Genomic DNA, 18,060 nt, shown 5'->3' with positions numbered 1-18,060 from the left:
CTCCTCAAGCCTCAGGCAACATGTAATTTGAATTCTCTTTCGCAGGCTTAAACAAAATGATCGTAAACCCGATCACTTGCACGAGCGTCGACTCACTTCGTTCCGATAATTTTTGTGCGACTTGCCCTTTATCTTCCGGGCAGTTTTGCAAAATCGTGATTTTTATTAACTCACGCGCTTCCAATGCATCGCGGACTTGTGTGACCAAGTTGGGATTGACCCCGTTTTTGCCCACTTGAAAAATCGGTTTAAGCGCCTGTGCTTCCGCACGCAAATATTTTTGTTGTTTATTGGTTAGTTTCATTTTTCTCCATCTCCTCGCGAATCATGCGAGACATAAACGCACGATCCGCATGCTTTTCAGTCCAAATTTCATAGGCAAGCGCCGCTTGCTCAATAAACATGGAAAGGCCATTCTGAATCGCTTTTGCCTTCGGTTTTCCGATTTGCAACCACCGGGTTTCCAAAGGATTATAGATCAAATCACTCAGATAAACATTCGTTTTCATATCCTCGGTTTCCATCGGCAACGTATCTTCTCCGTTCATCCCCAACGATGTCGTATTAATAATCAGGTCAAAAGAAGGCAGCATCCGTCGCGCACTCGATTTGTCCAGCACATCCACATCAATATACCGGGCAAGGTTTGCTTTCAATTCATCAGCGCGTGCAGTTGTTCGATTGGTGATCGCCAATTGCTCAACACCGTGTCTGGCCAAAACAGTGGCCACTGCCCGGGACGCGCCCCCCGCCCCAATCACGAGCACACGCATCTGCTTAAGAGCATCACCGGTCATCTCTATTAATCCGTTCAAATAACCCTTGCCGTCTGTATTATACCCATGCCATTTGCCCTCGCGGTTGACAACGGTGTTGACCGCACCGATGTCCAATGCTTCTTCATCCACAAAATCCAGAAACGGGATGATCTCCACTTTATGAGGAACGGTAACGTTAAAACCCTTCACACCCAACGTTTGAAATGCTTCAACGGCAGCACCGAGATGTTCCGGAGGCACATCATAACTCGTATAAATGGCATTTCTTCCCAGTGTTTCAAAGTGACTATTGTGAATAAGCGGGGATTTTGAATGGCCGATCGGGTGGCCGATCACGGCATAGTTTTCCATCATCAAATAATCGCCTCTCTTATGATAACTTCCACATGCTCCGGTACGTAAACGTCAATAAATGCACCTGCATTCCCGACGGTTACCCATCCCAAACCGGGAATGACAATGTCCGTTTTTTCTTGCTGTATATGAAAAGACTGCCGTTTAAAAGGCGGAATTTCAGTGAGCGATTGTTTTTCCGGCGGGGATAACAAGTCTTCCCCCGCATGTTTTTCATACAATGCATCGGCCGCGCTTAACTTCGTGCGGTGAGGTTTAAAGGCAGGCGGAAAGTAACAAACGAAATGATTGTCCTCTCCCTTTATAAAATCCATACGGGCCAGCCCGCCAAAAAATAGAGTTTGTTCAGATTGAAGTTGATGCACGATTGGCTTGATTTCTTTTTTCGGTTGCAGAGACGCCATTTCCCGTTGCGGAAGCCTTGCCAGCATTTGTTTGGGGTTAATGACACCGGGTGTATCAAAAAGTTTGCGCCCATCGTCCAGCGGCAGGTCAATGAAAGCCAAAGTTGTGCCCGGAAACGTTGACGTTGTGATCAACTGTTCATCGTCCCCTTCAAACCGTTTGATGATTTGATTGATAAACGTGGACTTCCCTACATTCGTACTTCCAATGATATAAACGTCTTTTCCTTGCCGGAGCTCATCCATGCGAGCGGCAACTTCCGTTACATCTTCTCCCTTATAAGCATTCATTAACAATACATCTGCCGGGGTCCAACCTCTTTGCAGCGCATCTTTTTTAAGCCAAGTTTTCAACTTGCGTTCATTCACCGACTGAGGCAATAAATCACGCTTATTGCCGACGAGGAGCAACGGATTGGTTCTTAAAGCATTCCTCTCCAACAGCCAGCTTCCTTCAACATCAAAGAGGTCCACAAGCATCACCAGCAACGCGTCGGTTTGCCCAATGGTTTTGAGCATCCGGTGAAAATCATCCGCTTGCAAAGGGACATCCGGTATTTCATTGTAATGCTTCAAACGAAAACAGCGCTGGCAAACAATCACATCGCGGTCAAGCGCAGCCGGAGGAGCATAGCCCATCTGGGAGGGTTCTGAGGTTTGGACGGGGACACCGCAGCCGGAACAAATAATCGTGTTTTCACTCATTTCATCCGTTCACCTCCCGTCGCTCGGTTCATTTTACGTTTACGCATAATAAATTGCTCAATTTTACGATTTGCCTTTGTGGTCCATTTATCTGTTTCCGAAACAGGGGCGACAAGGATCGTATAATATCCGCTGCGATTTCCTCCGAAAACATCCGTAAGGATTTGATCGCCAATAACCGCTACTTCCTCTTTTTTCAATCCCATTTCCTTCGTCGCCCGTCGGAATGCACGTTTTAATGGTTTTTTTGCTGAATGAATAAAAGAAACCCCTGTCGGTTCGGAAAACGTTCGCACGCGTTTCTTTTTATTATTGGACACGATTGTGACTTTAAACCCTTCGCCGTGAAGATCGTCGAGCCATTCCAATAGCTCAGGTGTTGCGTCGGTTCGGTCCCAGGCAACGAGCGTATTATCAAGGTCGGTAATGACTCCTTTTATGCCCTTTTTACGTAACGCCTCCCGATCAATTTCATAGATGCTCTCGGCAAATTGATCCGGCATCATCGAAGATAACATGATTCCCCCCCTGAGCACTTTTTACGAACATTCTTGCTAACTGGAAAGTATACCGATGATCGCTTTCTTTTTCAAACAAAGGCTAGTATGAGATTGTTCCAAAAAAAATGATAGTTACTTTTCGACAATTTTTTTATCGACAACATTGTGGATAATATTATCCACGTATCCCTTCACCTTTGTTATGAGGTTTAAATAAGTATTCACCTTAACTGTGCACAACTTATCCACGGCATTATGTGGATAAACGAACGGTTGTTCCATGACATGTTTTCATGATAGGATCATTATACAACTTCCAACAGACGGGAACAATTTTAATAGCAACATCGTTTTGGGATGAATCACCAAGGAGGTGGATCCGCTACTTTGGCGGGCTGGCTATGCGGAACCTTTCTGATGAAATGCTAATAGAAGCGTATGAAAGAGCTTTAAAGCTAAATTTGAATGATGATTTCATTGCCATCATTCAATCGGAAATGGAACGACGAGCCCTCACGGTGACGCAGTCACTGGGGTGAACAATGAATATATGTTTGATTTTGCAAAGGACCCCGGTGTAACCACCGGGTCCTTTTTTTGCGGACTTGATGAATCAGAAAACGATCTTGTGGAAAACTATTTGCGAGGAACACGAAATATAATAGGTCTTTATTCCTAATTTCGTTTTGCTTCGTACATTTTCTTCTTATTTAACATTAAGGTTTTTTTTTTACCATCATCGTTTTTCAGCAATGCAGTAAAAATATATTTACGTTATACTCGTGCTATCGGAATTTACTGTCGAATAATGAGGAGTGATAGATAGAATGAGCTTGCTGCACTGGGCGATCCTCATCCCCTTCCTAGTTGCAATCATCGTGCCCATACTCTATAAATACATACGCCCTGTCCATACCGGATGGTTTGTGTTGCTCGTACCGTCCGTTTTGTTTATTTCTTTTTTACCATATATAACCCCGATCGCGAACGGGGATGCGTTTATGGCATCCGTTCCCTGGGTTCCGTCATTAGGCATCCAATTTTCAGCCTATGTCGATGGTTGGAGTTTATTGTTTGCGCTCTTAATCACAGGGATTGGCGCGCTTGTAGTTCTTTATTCCATTTATTACTTGGATAAAAAAACGGAAGCACTGAACAATTTTTATGTCTATTTGCTGCTTTTTATGGGGGCGATGCTCGGGGTTGTCCTTTCCGATAACCTGATCGTGCTCTATGTATTTTGGGAATTAACGAGCCTGTCCTCAACGCTTTTGATCAGCTATTGGTATTATCGAGACGCTTCGATCAATGGCGCCGTCAAATCATTAAATATTACTGTGTTCGGCGGTTTTGCCATGCTCGCCGGCTTTTCTTTGCTATACGTTATCACAGGGACCTTCAGTATCCAGGAAATGATCGGACAAGCAGGCACCATCATCGATCACCCATTGTTTTTGCCGACCATGATCCTAATCTTGTTGGGGGCATTTACGAAATCGGCGCAATTTCCGTTTCACATTTGGCTCCCCGACGCAATGGAGGCACCTACACCGGTTAGTGCCTATTTGCACTCCGCCACAATGGTTAAAGCAGGGATTTATCTTGTTGCCCGCTTCACGCCGTTGTTCGGAGGTGCTCCGGAATGGTTTTGGATCATTGCCGGCGGCGGTTTGCTTACATTGCTATGGGGATCATTTTCCGCCCTTCGCCAAAAAGATCTTAAAGGATTGCTCGCCTACTCTACCATCAGCCAACTGGGGATGGTTATGTGTTTGCTCGGGCTAGGTTCCGCCGCTTTGTATTTCGATGACGCGAATGAATTGTACACACTTGCAATCATGGCGGCCGTCTTTCACCTTTTTAACCATGCGAGCTTTAAAGGCAGCCTGTTTATGACCGCCGGAATCATCGATCATGAAACAGGCACCCGGGATATTCGTTCGCTGGGAGGATTAATGTTGGTGATGCCCGCAACCGCCACGATTTCTTTAATCGGAGCGGCATCCATGGCTGGGCTGCCTCCCTTTAACGGTTTTCTCAGTAAAGAGTATTTTTTCGACGCGATTACGAACGCCGCCGAATATGGGATCTTCAATATGGAGACCGCCGGGATGCTTTTTCCGGTGATCGGTTGGCTTGCGAGTGTGTTTACGTTCGTCTATTGTTGCATCTTTTTCTTTAAAACGTTTGCCGGACGTTTCAAGGCGGATCGCTTTCCGAAAAAAGTGCACGAAGCACCTGTCGGGATGCTAATCAGCCCGGCGATTCTCGCTTTCGTCGTTGTTACGGTCGGCTTATTTCCGAATCTCTTGTCCCAATCCATCATTGAACCGTCGATGGGCTCGATATTAAACGGATTGCCGATGGATAACGAGGCTTTTTCCGTGAACATTGAACACTGGCACGGGTTTAGTCTCGAACTGTGGATGACCATTGGCGTTGTCGCCTTCGGAAGCTTGATCTATGCGGGGATGGGAAGATGGAGCAAATGGTCGATTTATAACAAAGACGTCGATCCGTTTACACCTGTCTATGACAGGACCATTTCAGGAACGATTAAAGGATCGCAAATGATCACAAACATCCAAATGACAGGCAGATTGCGTGATTATTTCGCTTTCATCGCTGTTTTTTTCGTGATTATTACAGGGTGGACGATGTTCCGTTTTGACGCCCTTACATTGGATCTCGGCAGTATGAGCGAAGTGACGGTCTACGAAGGATTACTCATCGGACTGTTGCTCGTCTCGGTCCTATCGCTTCCCTTTATTCAAAAGCGGATCGCGGCTGTCGTCGTCCTCGGGTTCGTCGGATTTTTTATCGCACTCTTATTCGTGAACTTCAGGGCGCCGGACCTTGCCCTTACCCAACTGCTGATTGAGACGGTCCTTGTTGTCCTTTTCATGCTCGCCTTTTACCATTTGCCCGAACTGCGGAGAGAAACGTCAAAGCTGACGTTCAAATGGACAAACGCCATCATCTCTTTCAGCGTTGGACTGCTCATTACGGTTGTGGCCTTTAGTGCATTTTCCTTTGGGCAGGGGAACGATTTTGATCCGATTTCCGATTACTTCATCGAAAATTCGGCGGATCAGGCCGGCGGTTACAATATGGTTAATGTCGTTCTAGTCGATTTTCGTGGGTTAGACACGATATTGGAACTGCTTGTCTTGTCAATTGCTGCTCTTGCCGTGATTGCGCTCGTCCGATTAAAAATGAAGGAGGGGGATGACGTATGATGAAGTGGAAAACAAACAATCTGTTATTTATTCACGTCACACGTGTTGCTTCATTCTTCATCCTATCCTTCTCCATCTATCTGTTTTTTGCCGGACATAACGACCCAGGAGGCGGTTTCATCGGGGGACTTATGACAGCCACATCGGTGCTTTTGCTTTATCTAACGTTTGATAAACGAAAAATCGATGAAATGCTCCCGATCAATTACGTAAACTTTATCCCAACCGGGCTTCTTGTTGGATTCGGAGCCGGATTTATCGGAATGGCCTTTGGATTTCCATATCTCACCCAGTTTTTTGATTATTTTTCCTTTCCTTTGATTGGTGAAGTGGAACTGGCGACGGCGGTTATATTTGATCTCGGTATCTACTTGGGTGTAGCCGCTGTCGCACTTACCATCATATTAACGATCGCGGAGGAGGAAGAATAATGGAATTGCTAATGTCCATTGTCGTTGGCACTTTTTTTATGGTCGGTACATACTTGATTATGACAAGAAGTTTGATCAGGGTCGTCGTTGGCATCAATATTTTATCCCATTCAACACACTTGTTGCTACTGACGATGGCCGGATTGAAAACCGGCGCCCCACCGCTTCTCAACCGCGGAGAAGAAGCGTTTACCGATCCGCTGCCACAAGCGCTCATTCTAACCGCCATCGTCATAAGTTTTGGGGTGACCGCTTTTACGATTGTGCTTGCTTATCGAACGTACAAAGTGCACAGAACGGATGATCTTGAACAATTAAGGGGTTCCACCAATGAATAGTCTTTTACTCGTACCAATTATCTTACCGGCCATCATAGGCGCTATTCTTGTCTTTTTTGCCAAGTACCAGAGAGTGCAGCGGGTGATTAGCGCGATCGCAATGATCACCATTCTCATCGCTTCGATATGGCTTGCCATCGCTGTCTACAATGAAGGGATTATGACTATGAACACGGGCGATTGGCCCGTCCCTTACGGCATTCCGCTCGTCGCGGACATGTTCGCGACCGTGATGCTGCTCTTGTCAGCGATTGTAGGCGTTTGCTGTTTATTCTTTGCTTTTAAAACGATTCACCCGGACCGGGAAAAATTTTATTTTTTCCCTTTCTACTTTTTTTTGCTGACAGGGGTGAACGGATCTTTCCTTACCGGAGATTTGTTCAACTTATTCGTTTTCTTTGAAGTCATGTTAATCGCCTCTTACATTTTGATCGTCCACGGCGGAAGCGGGTTTCAACTTAGAGAATCTTTTAAATACGTGACGATTAATGTTTTCAGTTCCATGTTCTTTTTGGCCGGGGTTGCTTATCTTTACGCAGCAACCGGCACATTAAACATTGCCGACTTGGGTGTGAGGGTGGCTGAACTGGATCAAGAAGGCATACTCAATGTCGTAGCGGTCGTCCTTCTTTTCGTTTTTGCTATGAAAGGGGCTCTGTTTCCGTTGTACTTTTGGCTGCCGGATTCCTATACAGGACCTCCGGCGGCAATTGCAGCTCTGTTCGGCGGTTTGCTGACAAAAGTAGGTATTTACGCGATCATTCGTATTTTCACGGTTGTTTTTAACCATGATCCTTCTTTTACCCATAATCTTATTTTGTTCATTGCCGGTGCGACGATGTTTTTTGGCGTTTTAGGAGCGGTTGCCCAATACAATTTCAAACGCATCCTTTCCTATCACATTATCAGCCAGGTTGGATACATGGTAATGGGACTTGGGATTTTCACGCCGCTAGCACTCGCCGGAGCCATTTATTACATCGTTCACCATATTATTGTAAAAACCGCTTTATTCTTATTTGCGGGGGTTTCGGAAAAAATCACCGGCACGAATGATCTGAAAGAGATGGGCGGGCTTTTGAAGACGCATCCGACATTTTCCTGGATGTTTTTCATTACGGCCATTTCGCTGGCAGGAATCCCGCCCCTCTCCGGATTTTTCAGCAAGTTTCCATTGATTTTATCCGGGATGCAAGAAGGGCACTACTTTGTCACGGCTGTTGCCTTGCTCGTTGGCTTATTAACCTTGTTTTCCATGATCAAAATTTTTTCATTTGCTTTTTGGGGAAGACAAAAACATACACAAGCCCAAGCGAAAATCAAAACCGGGAGCTTACTTCTGTCAACTGCTCCTCTCGTGGCACTTACCATTATATTAGGACTCATGGCCGAGCCCATTTTTAGCTATTCCCTCGAGATTGCTGAAGAACTTCTGGAACCTTCTGTTTACATTGAATCTGTGCTGGAGGAGTAAACACTATGGCATTTCAAATTCTTTTAAATATCGCCATCGCCATTTTCTGGATGGCTCTCCAAAGCGAATACACCATCGTCGAATTCGTGATTGGCTATGTAATCGGGGTCGGAGTGATCTTTTTTCTGCGTCGTTCGCTCCCTCAACCGTTTTACTTGCAGCGCGTCTGGGCAATCATTAAGTTGATCGTCCTGTTTGTTAAAGAACTCATGGTCGCGAATTTTGATATGATTCGCGTCGTCTTGAGTCCAAAGTTAAACGTCACACCTGGAATTGTTGCCCTCCATACTAGCTTGAAAACCGATTGGGAAGTGACAATTCTTTCCATGTGCATCACCCTCACGCCCGGCACGATGACGATGGATTACTCCGAAGATGGCCGTACACTTTACATTCATTGCATTCATGTGAAGAATACGCAGGACGTGATTGATGATGTCCGCAATAACTTCGAACGAGCCATTCGGGAGGTGACGAAATAGTGTTTGAAACAGTGTTGTTAATCGGATTAGTCATCTTCTCTTTTTCTTTGTTGCTTTGTGTGTGGCGAGCGCTAAAAGGGCCGACATTGTGGGATCGCGTTGTCGCCCTTGACTCCTTTGGCTTGAACTTGATTGGTTTTATCGGCATTCTTATGATTCGGCAATCAACGAGCGCTTACGCTGAGGTTGTATTGGTATTAGGAATTTTGGCCTTTGTCGGTTCGGTATCATTGGCGAAGTTTTTAGAAAGGGGTGTCGTCATTGATCGAGATTCTCATTAGCCTATTTGTTCTCAGCGGCAGTTTATTGAGCTTGATCGGATCCATCGGAATCATCCGTCTGCCTGACGTCTACACCCGCATGCACGCGGCGACCAAAAGCGCTACACTTGGTGTCGTTTTGCTGATTTTAGGGACCTTTACGTATTTTTTGGCCGAGGGAATCTTTAGCCTGCAGCTCTTGATCACCATCGTCTTTGTGTTCCTCACCGCACCGGTGGCCGCAATGATTATTTCTCGATCCGCCCACCGAAATGGCGTTGAATTATGGAGTCATACAAAACATGACGAATTAATGGAAAGTTACCCGAAACATCTCGAACCTGAACGCAATACCGAGAAATCTGACAATCCATGACGAAAGAAGTAAAAATGGATGATTAAAAAAGACAAGAGAGGGCAATAATGGTTTTAATCGTATCAATTTGCTTGAATTCAGCCTTGAACACTTGACATAGCAAGGGTTTCATGAGTAAATTTGATATGTACATGCCACTCGTACTATATCAATCATGAAAGGGTGTTTTTACATGAATAAGACAGATTTAATCAATTCTGTTGCAGAACATGCCGATCTTTCCAAAAAAGAGGCTTCAAAAGCCGTAGATTCGGTATTCGACAACATCACCGACACGTTGAAACAAGGGGACAAAGTGCAACTCGTCGGCTTTGGCAGTTTTGAAGTTCGCGAACGAGCTTCCCGCAAAGGGCGTAACCCACAAACCGGCGAGGAAATTGAAATTCCGGCAACCAAAAATCCGGCATTCCGTCCCGGCAAGCAATTGAAAGACGCCGTCAATTAATCCGAACATAAAAAACCTCCGTGGAGGAGGTTTTTCTTCAACAAAACAGCATAGTTATAACGCAAAGGGAACGGTTCATCAACATTGTATCCGTTCCCTTTTAATATCATTTAATGCTTCTCTCCTTTTTGACGCTTATAGAAGGCCTGAAACAGCTTCAACAGAGCACGTTTTTCAATTCTCGACACATAGCTCCTGGAGATACCCAGATCCCTTGCAATCTCTCGCTGCGTGCGTTCCTCATCTTCGCCGAGTCCGAATCTAGCTACGACGACTTCCCGTTCCCGTTCCGTCAACACATGGATACTTTCATAAATATGGCGTTTTTCCATTTTCAGATGCAAATCTTCGACAATATCCGGTCCATCCTCTTTAAGAATCTCCATCAAACTTAGTTCGTTTCCCTCTTTATCCGCCCCGATCGGCTCATAAATGGAAATGTCCTTGCTTACTTTTTTAAGGGAACGAAAATGCATAAGAATTTCATTTTCTATACAACGGGCCGCATATGTCGCGAGCTTCGTTCCTTTATTCGGAGAATAACTCTCAATCCCTTTAATAAGTCCAATCGTCCCGATGGAAATTAAATCTTCGTTATCTTCATTCGTGTTTTCAAATTTTTTTACAATATGTGCAACGAGACGCAAATTATGCTCAATCAGCATGTTACGCGCATGTTCATCTCCTTCGTTCATGCGCTCTAGGTATTTTTTTTCGTCTTCCTTTGATAAAGGTTGAGGAAACGCCTGATTTTTAACATAAGAAACGAACAGCATAATTTCCTTGAACGCGTACGCAATCGCGGTAAAAATGCCAGACATGGAGAACCCCTCCTAGGATCATCTTATTTATCCTATGCAGGGGTGGGCTTGGTTGGTGCAGGAGGAAGGGGGAAATTATGTATATAAGAGCAGTGCGTTGATTTACCATAAAATACTTTCGCGTAAGTGGAACGAACGTACGCCGGGTCAAGTTGCGGTATCGGGCCATATACATCGCGATGGCGCAAATAGCTGCCCGTAGATGGTATCGTTCTGCCCGGTTCGCTATCTAGCCGCTTCCGTTTTCTCCCGTTGGGCATCCAGCGACGTTCTAAAGAAGTGATTCATCGTCAAGAGTCGGGTGAGTAAGCGGTGCAAAAGTTTGATCTACCGCCGTGCCTTATAGAGACCCGTGATATTCTTAGGCCTGGTATAAAAAGAGAAAACCAATGCTTTAGTATCAGGTGGGTCATCAGGAACGATATCTGCGGACTCTAAACGGTGATCGAGAGCCTGGGGAGTCTTCAGGTCCAGGTTTTGGGAACTCGTAATGGTTGCCGAAAGGCAAATTAGTCCGCAAATACATCAAAATAAGGTATTATTACCATTGTTTCTTCTTCAACGGCATCGTGTTTGTTTTAGCTATTTAAATGTTTGAATTTAGATAATCAACGTCCCTGATATAAGAAGCATTTTGCGGTGAAAGGGAGGCAGGTACTGTTACGATGCATATTGCTACCAAAGTTTGTGATTCTATAGTATCATTTCACTTACAATTAATTATAGAGGGGTTAAACAGTAATGAAAAAATACTTAGCTGCAATAGGGATTGGATCTTTGCTTGTTTTATCAGCTTGTGGCGAAGGTGAAAACGGAGATGTCACCTAAGAAGCAGAGGACGAAGAAACCGAAGATGTGAGCGCTGATGAAGATTCCGACGATGATGTAGAAGATGAGGAGGACGCAGAGGAGGACGATGAAGAAGAAAACGGGGATGAAACAGCTGCTACAGCAGGCGGTCATGAAGTAGGAGAAACTGTTTCAGATGAAAATGGCGAACAAACACTTGTTAGTCTAGCCGATGAGGTTGGAACGTTTGAGTCAGGACCTGTCGTTTTAGAAATTGAAAAAGCAAATGGAGTGTCTGCTGCATTTGAAGCCGAACCCGCCATGCTTCTCGACGATCCAGAAGTGGAATATATACAAGTTGACATGAATGTAGAGAATACAAGCGAGGATGACGTAATGTTCTATGCATCACAAGCCACTTTAATCACTGATACTGGGGAACAATTAGAACCAGATATGATGCTTAGCGACCATATAGATGGAGACTATTTCGGTCAAGTTAGCAAAGACGGATCCTCATTTTATATTCTAGAGAACTCTAACGCCGATGATGTAGAAAGCATTGAACTTAGATATAATGCAGCGCATGATGAAAATTTTGAAGATCTTGGCGAGGACATCAGTGTGGAAATTGATTTAGAGAGATAGATAACCCATAATATAATAGCCCTGATTCCAGGGCTTATTTTTAACTCAAAAGGAAACGTATATTTCAAAAGAGGTGGTCGAATGATTTCGTTATATTATATAATGTAATAAGTACCTATTTTTCAATACAACGAACGCATACGTCGCGAGCTTCGTTCCTTTATTTGGAGAATAGCTCTCAATCCCTTTAGTAAGCCCAATCCTCCCGATTAAAATTAAACCTTCGTTATCTTCATTCGTATTTCAAATTTTTTTACGATATGTGCAACAGTGCAACAAGGTGCAAATTGTCTCACTAGCTTGTTACGCGCAACCTACTCCTCCCATGCACTCAATGAAAAGATATACATATATGTCCAATCAAAATCTCCAAACACAGCATACTTATGCCTACGTTCAGGGTTCCGGATTCTGTAGAATTTGGCTTGCCACAATCCTTGTAACGAAGATATGTATTTTCAACAAATATTCCGGTATAATGGCAAAAAACATGTCGCTAGAAGCACAATAATCGGGGGATTGAAAGCTTCGAAGAATACATTCGAAAGATGGTTGTGTATAACCCTCGTTCGCCTATACAAGAATGGGAGAGATTTTCCATGAAACAAGAATGGATAGAAGTTTTACAGGAAAAAATGGATCATCACTTGGTGAGCGCTCGTTCTGATCTCGAGACCTATCGTTTCGATGCTTCCTTCGGTGAGTTTTTTCCGGAAGCCGTCGTCTATGTCACCAATACCGAAATGGTCAGGCAAGTGTTGAAGATTGCAAACGAATACAAAGTTCCGGTGACACCGAGAGGCCAAGGCACAGGATTGAGCGGTGGTGACCTCCCGATCCATGGAGGAATAATCCTCGATATGAGTCAATGGCCGGCTTCGGTAGAAGTTTTCCCCGAGGACTTAGTCGCGCGTGTATCCCCAGGGACTCTGACCTCCGAGATTCACGCTGAAGCAGAAAAACACGGGCTGATGTATCCCCCAGACCCGAGCAGTTCCAACATCTCTACCATTGGCGGGAACTTGGCGGAAAATGCCGGAGGCCCCCGCGGCTTGAAGTATGGCGTCACCAAAGATTATGTACTAGGCCTTGAAGTTGTAACCCCGGAAGGCGACGTCATGCACACCGGCGGGCGCACAATAAAGAACGTCACAGGTCTGGATGTTACAAAGCTCCTTGTCGGTTCTGAAGGCATTCTCAGCATTATTACAAGTGCTACGTTAAAGCTTATTCCAAAGCCTGCCACTAAACAAACGGTGATGGCTGCCTTTCCGACGATGGAAACGGCCGGAGAAGCAGTCTCGACAACGTTAACCTCCGGGATTCTCCCGGCGAAAATGGAATTTATTGATCAGGCTTGCGCACGTGCCGTTGAAGAATACGAACCTCTAGGCCTGCCCACGGACATTGAAGCGATTGTTCTGGTCGAAGTCGACGGACATCCTACAGCTGTCCAAGAAGAATCAGATACCGTAATGAAAATCATGAAAGAGCTCGGCGGAACATCCGTTTCTATGCCCCGGACGAAAGAAGAAGCCTTGAACATGTGGAAAGCCAGGATGTTGGTCTCCCCCGCCATTGCAACCATCAAACCAACGCGGGCGTCCGAAGATGCCACAGTTCCACGCAGCCAAATCCCCGCGATGATGGCTCACTTGGCTGATATCCGCGAAAAATACCAGCTCTCGCTTGTTGTATTCGGTCATTTGGGTGATGGCAACCTCCACCCGAATATTTTATGTGATAAACGAGACAAAGAAGAACTCGAGCGGGTTGAAAAGGCCGTTGGGGAAATATTTCATTTTGCATTGGAACTGGGCGGAACGCTTTCCGGAGAACATGGAATCGGGACGATGAAGTCCCCTTTTCTAGAGGATGAGTTAGGCCTCGTTGGCGTGGACATGATGAAACGGATTAAACAAAGCTGGGACCCAAACAACATTATGAATCCGGGGAAGATATTCCCGGATAAAGGGCAGCGGTTGATATTGAGTCGGGAGGTGGAGGGGTAACAACCCCACAGCTAACTCAGTATAAGCAGCCATTCGCTAGTCATTTCTGTTTTGAACGCATCTTCAGGTCGGGACTGTGTCATCAACCCGTCCTGCTGTCGCTATGACCAACTACAGTCCCAACGGGTGTGGGATAGACTTTTTGCACCCATGGGATACCGTCCTCCTTTGCTTATGAAATTTGGCTGGTGAAACCAATTTCATTATAGCAAAGGAGGACTTTATTTCATCACGCCTCACGGCACTTCCTGTTCAATTCTCCCACGCATAAGCATGGGGCTTAATATCTGAGTTAGTTTTTTATCGATGAGCGTTAAGTTCTGTTGGAATCCCCTGTTGTTTTTTGCCTAATCTTGTTTCCGCCTCTTTAAATCATTTCAATCATAACAGAAAATGCAGCATTAGCAGTAATTTCACCACTGTCATAAGCAGGAGGCACTTCGACAAGATCAAACTAAACTAAATTGATACCGTCTAAACCTTTGACAAACTCCAAAACATAAAAGTTCTTGATCCGACATAGTGCGGCGATCTCGATGAATCTTTTGACGGGTACATCAATATTCCTCCCAAAAAAATTTGAAGATATTCCCTACATGCTCATCATTCCTCGTATTAAACATATAACCTATCAAAAAGGGATACAGCTAACGCAACTGCATCCCCTCATACTTCATTTTCACTTTTCTTTTTTATAGTTCAAACTTCTATACTCTTCTCTAATAGATTTAAAAAAGGAAACGCACATACATATTATAATTATAGAAAAGGGTAAACCTGCTGCAGCTGATATGGATTGTAATGCAGTTAATGCGCCACTTATTAATAACGCGATTGCCACCCAGCAATTACAATTCCCCATAAAATTTTGCTTCTATTTGTGGGTGTTGTGGTTCCTTCACTATACATACCTAAAACGTAAACAGTAGAATCTGCAGATGTAACAAAGAAAATTACTAACGAAACAAGTGTTAGCACTATAATTACTGATCCTAGCGGAAAAAGGTCCATGAAATAAAACAATGCAGTATCCATATCTGCTAATATTTGATTAGCTAGTTCATTATTACCTAAATTAATAATATTATACAAGGCGCTCCCACCAAGAGTACCATACCAAATCATTGTGGCTACTGAAGGTACTACCATGGCACCGATGATAAATTCTCTAATCGTTCTTCCTTTTGAAATTCTAGCCATAAAAAGACCAACAAATACACCAAAGCTGATAGCCCAGCCCCAGTAAAAGAAATCCCAACCTGCTTGCCAATCATAACCTTCAATAAATGGCTCCATATGAAAACTCATATTTATGAAGTTTGAAAGATAGTTGCCCGTGCCATTAACAATCGTTTCTAAAATATTCGTGGTCGGACCTAATATGAAAAATAGACACAAAATCGTCAAAGCTAGTACAATGTTAATATTAGATAACCATTTAATACCTCGATGTATACCCGAATATGCAGAAGTAATAAACATTACCGTTAAGATCAGAATCATAAATATTTGTGTGTTCGGTGTGTTTTCGATCCCCCAAGCATAATCAAAACCGGCACCCATTTGCATAACGCCTAAACCAAGCGAAGTTGTGATTCCTCCTATCACTGCGAATATGGTTATTATATTAATGATCTGGCCAATAGGACCATGAATACGATCCCCTAATAAAGGATAAAAAGCATAATTGATTAAGGGTGGTGAGTTTTTCCTATATTGGAAATATGCCATAAACAATCCGGTTATCGTATAAGCTCCAAAACTATGCAATGCCCAATGAAAATAGGTATACTGCATTGCTAAATCTGCGGCTTCTTTCGTTTCCCCTTCCCCACCAGGAGGTTCCATATAGTGTAATACAGGTTCCGCCACTCCCCAAAAATAAAGGCTTATCGCAATCCCTGCACTATACAACATCGCAATCCAGGTGAACTTTTTAAACTCCGGCTGATCCGAATCTCTACCAAGTTTAATGGATCCATATTTTGAAAAAGCCGTATATAAACAAATTACAACAATGAAAAATGCAACCAGCATATAGTACCATCCAAAATATCCACCAATTAAATCGTTAAGAAGATACTCAGAGAATTCCCCTAGTCCTTCAGGGTTTATGATACCTATAAGCACTAATAGAAAAGTGATTATAAGCGCGCCGATTAAGACGACATATCTCTTCAAAATGATCCATCCCCTTTATAAAATAATAATGCGCGTACATTCTTTATTAATCAATTTTTATATTCTTTAAAAAACATAAGCGTGATAGTGATATATAAATCAGATTTTCGTTTCCGGTCCTGCCTGGTTAGAGATGAGCCCATCAATGCATCTAGCGTATGAAAACTAACAGTGTGGGCTCAATATTGTTTGTTTTATCCATTAACCTTGTTAATCTATCCAGTCAATCATTCATCCCCTCTCGCAGGAATCACCCAGTGATTTTCTCCGCGGGCAGTAGTGACATACTCAGGCCAACGATAATCAATTGGAGGCTCGTAATCACAAAGTGGTGGTGTCCAATAGGCGCCATTAATTCCACCACCAGTACGCTCCTTAAACTCTTCTTTAGCTTTATCTAAAAGTTTGTCATTAGTAAGCAGATCAATGATCATCATACCAACAGTCTTAGAAGCGCTATAAATCATAGGGTCTATACATTCTCGAATTCCGCCCATCGCATTCATGACCCAGTCGGGATAGGCATAGCCCGATTTTGGTGATTTTAATGCAGGTCTACCTATATAAAGTCTAACAGTCGGAGCATGCCAGCAATACTCTGTATAATCATCAGATGTAAAGTGTTGTTGCCAAGCCGGTAACGATTCACGCATCTTGCGTTCTGCCTCTTGCGGAGGGACGAGCGTCTCGATCTCATCGAGATAAGGTTCTTCCATCGGATCAAACCCAAGATTCTTTTGAATTTCCCGTGCTATATCTACGGCCTTCCCTTCGAATTGGGGTGCACCTGCATGCTTAAGATTTTGGTAAGTTGCTTCCGCCATCGTATGGTTGGCAAGTCCTGCCCTTGATTTTGTGACCCACTCTCGTTTCCAGTTACAATGAGCAGCTGAAGCTGCACTTTCTGCATTTTGGTCAAGCACTTGAATGACTTGTTGAGCCTTTTCAATGTCCGGAACACGAATAAAATAGTAAATTTGCGACATTTGCGCCGGAATATTGTCAGCAGTCGCCTGTCCAGTATTTAAAATTGTTTCATTTACTGACCAACCCATGCTGTTCGATAGCATATGTTCCTTGTACATTTTAGACAAGGAATACATTGTAACAACAGCATCTGTTGCACCCGGAGCTCTTGCAGCGGCATGTGCTGCTGGAATAGGAGAATCTTCTCCCGAGGATAACCACGTTTGTGGTTCATCACAGGTAAACGTGTACATGACAGAATATGCTACCGCGCAATGTGTATCCCATCTTGTTGTGTTACAGAGAGGCAACATGTAGAAAGGGTGAAAGCTTATCGCAGCATCAAGGTCGTCATAGTAACCTTTCGCTGCATGAATAGGTTTTGAGCCTCGTAATTTTTCTGCAGGTTCACCAAAAAACTTTAAAGTCCCCTTAATGTCATGCTTTTCCATCATTGCTTTCGCCGCTAAAAATCCTCCAAGGGAACCTATACCTAGTGCAGAATGGGGATCCGTATGCCCACCGGCATATGGACTTAATCCCTCCCTAGATTTTTGGACAGTATCAGCTGCCTGATTATTCCCGGGGACAGCATCATACTCCGCATAGCCGCCAATGACAGGACCTGTACCATTTTTCCAAGTCGCGCAAAAAGCGGTAGGCATGTCACCACTCTGCTCTTCAACCTCAAATCCCTCTTCCCTTAAACGATGGACATACCAAGCTGATGATTTGTACTCTCGCCAAGCTGGTTCTGCATAGTTCCAGATTGTCTGATTCCAATCAGATAATGTTTTTTCATTTTTGTTAACCCATTCTATGATGTCCTTCTTTTCATTTGTCAGCATAAAATGAA

General features: G+C 44.0%; 17 protein-coding genes and 3 pseudogenes. 11 read left to right on the top strand and 9 right to left on the bottom strand.

The features are described from left to right. Positions 1-4: 4 nt before the first annotated feature. From yhbY to HUG20_RS07010, 4 genes are read right to left on the bottom strand one after another with little or no spacing between them, the layout of a single operon-like run. A complete protein-coding gene (gene yhbY, locus HUG20_RS07025; protein WP_200089588.1) occupies positions 5-304 on the bottom strand; it encodes a ribosome assembly RNA-binding protein YhbY in 300 nt (99 codons plus the stop codon). Beyond that, positions 288-1,133 (bottom strand): shikimate dehydrogenase, encoded by an 846-nt coding sequence (gene aroE, locus HUG20_RS07020; protein ID WP_200089587.1) that lies wholly within the window; start codon positions 1,131-1,133, stop codon positions 288-290. The genes yhbY and aroE overlap by 17 nt, the downstream gene beginning before the upstream one ends. After that, entirely contained in the window at positions 1,133-2,242 is a 1,110-nt protein-coding gene (gene yqeH / locus HUG20_RS07015) for a ribosome biogenesis GTPase YqeH (protein ID WP_200089586.1), read from the bottom strand. Before yqeH ends, aroE begins: the two co-directional genes overlap by 1 nt. Continuing rightward, positions 2,239-2,760 (bottom strand): YqeG family HAD IIIA-type phosphatase, encoded by a 522-nt coding sequence (locus tag HUG20_RS07010; protein ID WP_200089585.1) that lies wholly within the window; start codon positions 2,758-2,760, stop codon positions 2,239-2,241. Before HUG20_RS07010 ends, yqeH begins: the two co-directional genes overlap by 4 nt. 275 nt (positions 2,761-3,035) lie before the next feature. On the opposite strand from HUG20_RS07010, the gene HUG20_RS19770 reads away from it, so the two are divergent. From HUG20_RS19770 to HUG20_RS06965, 9 genes are all read left to right on the top strand, one after another. Continuing rightward, entirely contained in the window at positions 3,036-3,281 is a 246-nt protein-coding gene (locus HUG20_RS19770; protein ID WP_343073202.1) for a sporulation histidine kinase inhibitor Sda, read from the top strand. 288 nt (positions 3,282-3,569) lie between these two features. Beyond that, complete coding sequence (locus HUG20_RS07000; protein WP_200089584.1) at positions 3,570-5,981, top strand: Na+/H+ antiporter subunit A; 2,412 nt, start codon at positions 3,570-3,572, stop codon at positions 5,979-5,981. Further along, entirely contained in the window at positions 5,978-6,412 is a 435-nt protein-coding gene (locus HUG20_RS06995; RefSeq protein WP_200089583.1) for a Na(+)/H(+) antiporter subunit B, read from the top strand. Before HUG20_RS07000 ends, HUG20_RS06995 begins: the two co-directional genes overlap by 4 nt. Further along, complete coding sequence (locus HUG20_RS06990; protein WP_200089582.1) at positions 6,412-6,750, top strand: Na(+)/H(+) antiporter subunit C; 339 nt, start codon at positions 6,412-6,414, stop codon at positions 6,748-6,750. The genes HUG20_RS06995 and HUG20_RS06990 overlap by 1 nt, the downstream gene beginning before the upstream one ends. After that, positions 6,743-8,224 carry a Na+/H+ antiporter subunit D gene (locus HUG20_RS06985; RefSeq protein ID WP_200089581.1) on the top strand — a complete coding sequence of 494 codons (1,482 nt, stop codon included), beginning with the start codon at positions 6,743-6,745 and terminating at the stop codon, positions 8,222-8,224. The genes HUG20_RS06990 and HUG20_RS06985 overlap by 8 nt, the downstream gene beginning before the upstream one ends. A 5-nt stretch (positions 8,225-8,229) precedes the next feature. Continuing rightward, a complete protein-coding gene (locus tag HUG20_RS06980; RefSeq protein WP_200089580.1) occupies positions 8,230-8,706 on the top strand; it encodes a Na+/H+ antiporter subunit E in 477 nt (158 codons plus the stop codon). Continuing rightward, positions 8,706-8,987, top strand: a complete 282-nt coding sequence (locus HUG20_RS06975; protein WP_200089579.1) for a Na(+)/H(+) antiporter subunit F1 — start codon at positions 8,706-8,708, stop codon at positions 8,985-8,987. The genes HUG20_RS06980 and HUG20_RS06975 overlap by 1 nt, the downstream gene beginning before the upstream one ends. Further along, positions 8,968-9,342: a monovalent cation/H(+) antiporter subunit G gene (gene mnhG / locus HUG20_RS06970; RefSeq protein WP_200089578.1), complete on the top strand. Its 375-nt coding sequence runs from the start codon at positions 8,968-8,970 to the stop codon at positions 9,340-9,342. The genes HUG20_RS06975 and mnhG overlap by 20 nt, the downstream gene beginning before the upstream one ends. 172 nt (positions 9,343-9,514) lie before the next feature. Next, positions 9,515-9,787, top strand: a complete 273-nt coding sequence (locus HUG20_RS06965) for an HU family DNA-binding protein (protein ID WP_200089577.1) — start codon at positions 9,515-9,517, stop codon at positions 9,785-9,787. 110 nt (positions 9,788-9,897) lie between these two features. Here the strand turns inward: HUG20_RS06965 and sigK are convergent, their stop codons facing one another. Continuing rightward, positions 9,898-10,608 (bottom strand): RNA polymerase sporulation sigma factor SigK, encoded by a 711-nt coding sequence (sigK, locus tag HUG20_RS06960; protein WP_200089576.1) that lies wholly within the window; start codon positions 10,606-10,608, stop codon positions 9,898-9,900. 855 nt (positions 10,609-11,463) lie between these two features. On the opposite strand from sigK, the gene HUG20_RS06955 reads away from it, so the two are divergent. Next, a complete protein-coding gene (locus HUG20_RS06955; RefSeq protein ID WP_200089574.1) occupies positions 11,464-12,045 on the top strand; it encodes a hypothetical protein in 582 nt (193 codons plus the stop codon). 102 nt (positions 12,046-12,147) lie between these two features. Here the strand turns inward: HUG20_RS06955 and HUG20_RS19955 are convergent. Further along, a pseudogene (locus tag HUG20_RS19955) lies at positions 12,148-12,356 on the bottom strand (sigma factor); the annotation flags it as partial. Between the two features lie 288 nt (positions 12,357-12,644). On the opposite strand from HUG20_RS19955, the gene HUG20_RS06945 reads away from it, so the two are divergent. Further along, on the top strand, positions 12,645-14,057 hold the full coding sequence (locus tag HUG20_RS06945) for an FAD-binding oxidoreductase (protein ID WP_200089572.1): 1,413 nt from the start codon (positions 12,645-12,647) through the stop codon (positions 14,055-14,057). A gap of 367 nt (positions 14,058-14,424) precedes the next feature. On the opposite strand, the pseudogene HUG20_RS19120 reads toward HUG20_RS06945, so the two are convergent. The 3 genes and pseudogenes from HUG20_RS19120 to HUG20_RS06930 form a co-directional block, all read right to left on the bottom strand. Then, positions 14,425-14,565: pseudogene (locus tag HUG20_RS19120) on the bottom strand (arginase family protein); the annotation flags it as partial. A gap of 171 nt (positions 14,566-14,736) precedes the next feature. Then, positions 14,737-16,187, bottom strand: a pseudogene (locus tag HUG20_RS06935) (BCCT family transporter). Positions 16,188-16,465: 278 nt separating this feature from the next. Beyond that, positions 16,466-18,052 carry a zinc-binding metallopeptidase family protein gene (locus tag HUG20_RS06930; RefSeq protein ID WP_200089559.1) on the bottom strand — a complete coding sequence of 529 codons (1,587 nt, stop codon included), beginning with the start codon at positions 18,050-18,052 and terminating at the stop codon, positions 16,466-16,468. Positions 18,053-18,060: the final 8 nt, after the last annotated feature.

This window comes from Salicibibacter cibi (assembly GCF_016495865.1).
GTDB lineage: Bacteria > Bacillota > Bacilli > Bacillales > Marinococcaceae > Salicibibacter > Salicibibacter cibi.
The sequence above is the reverse complement of the archived record's forward strand: the minus strand, read 5'-3'. Positions and strand labels throughout refer to the sequence as shown.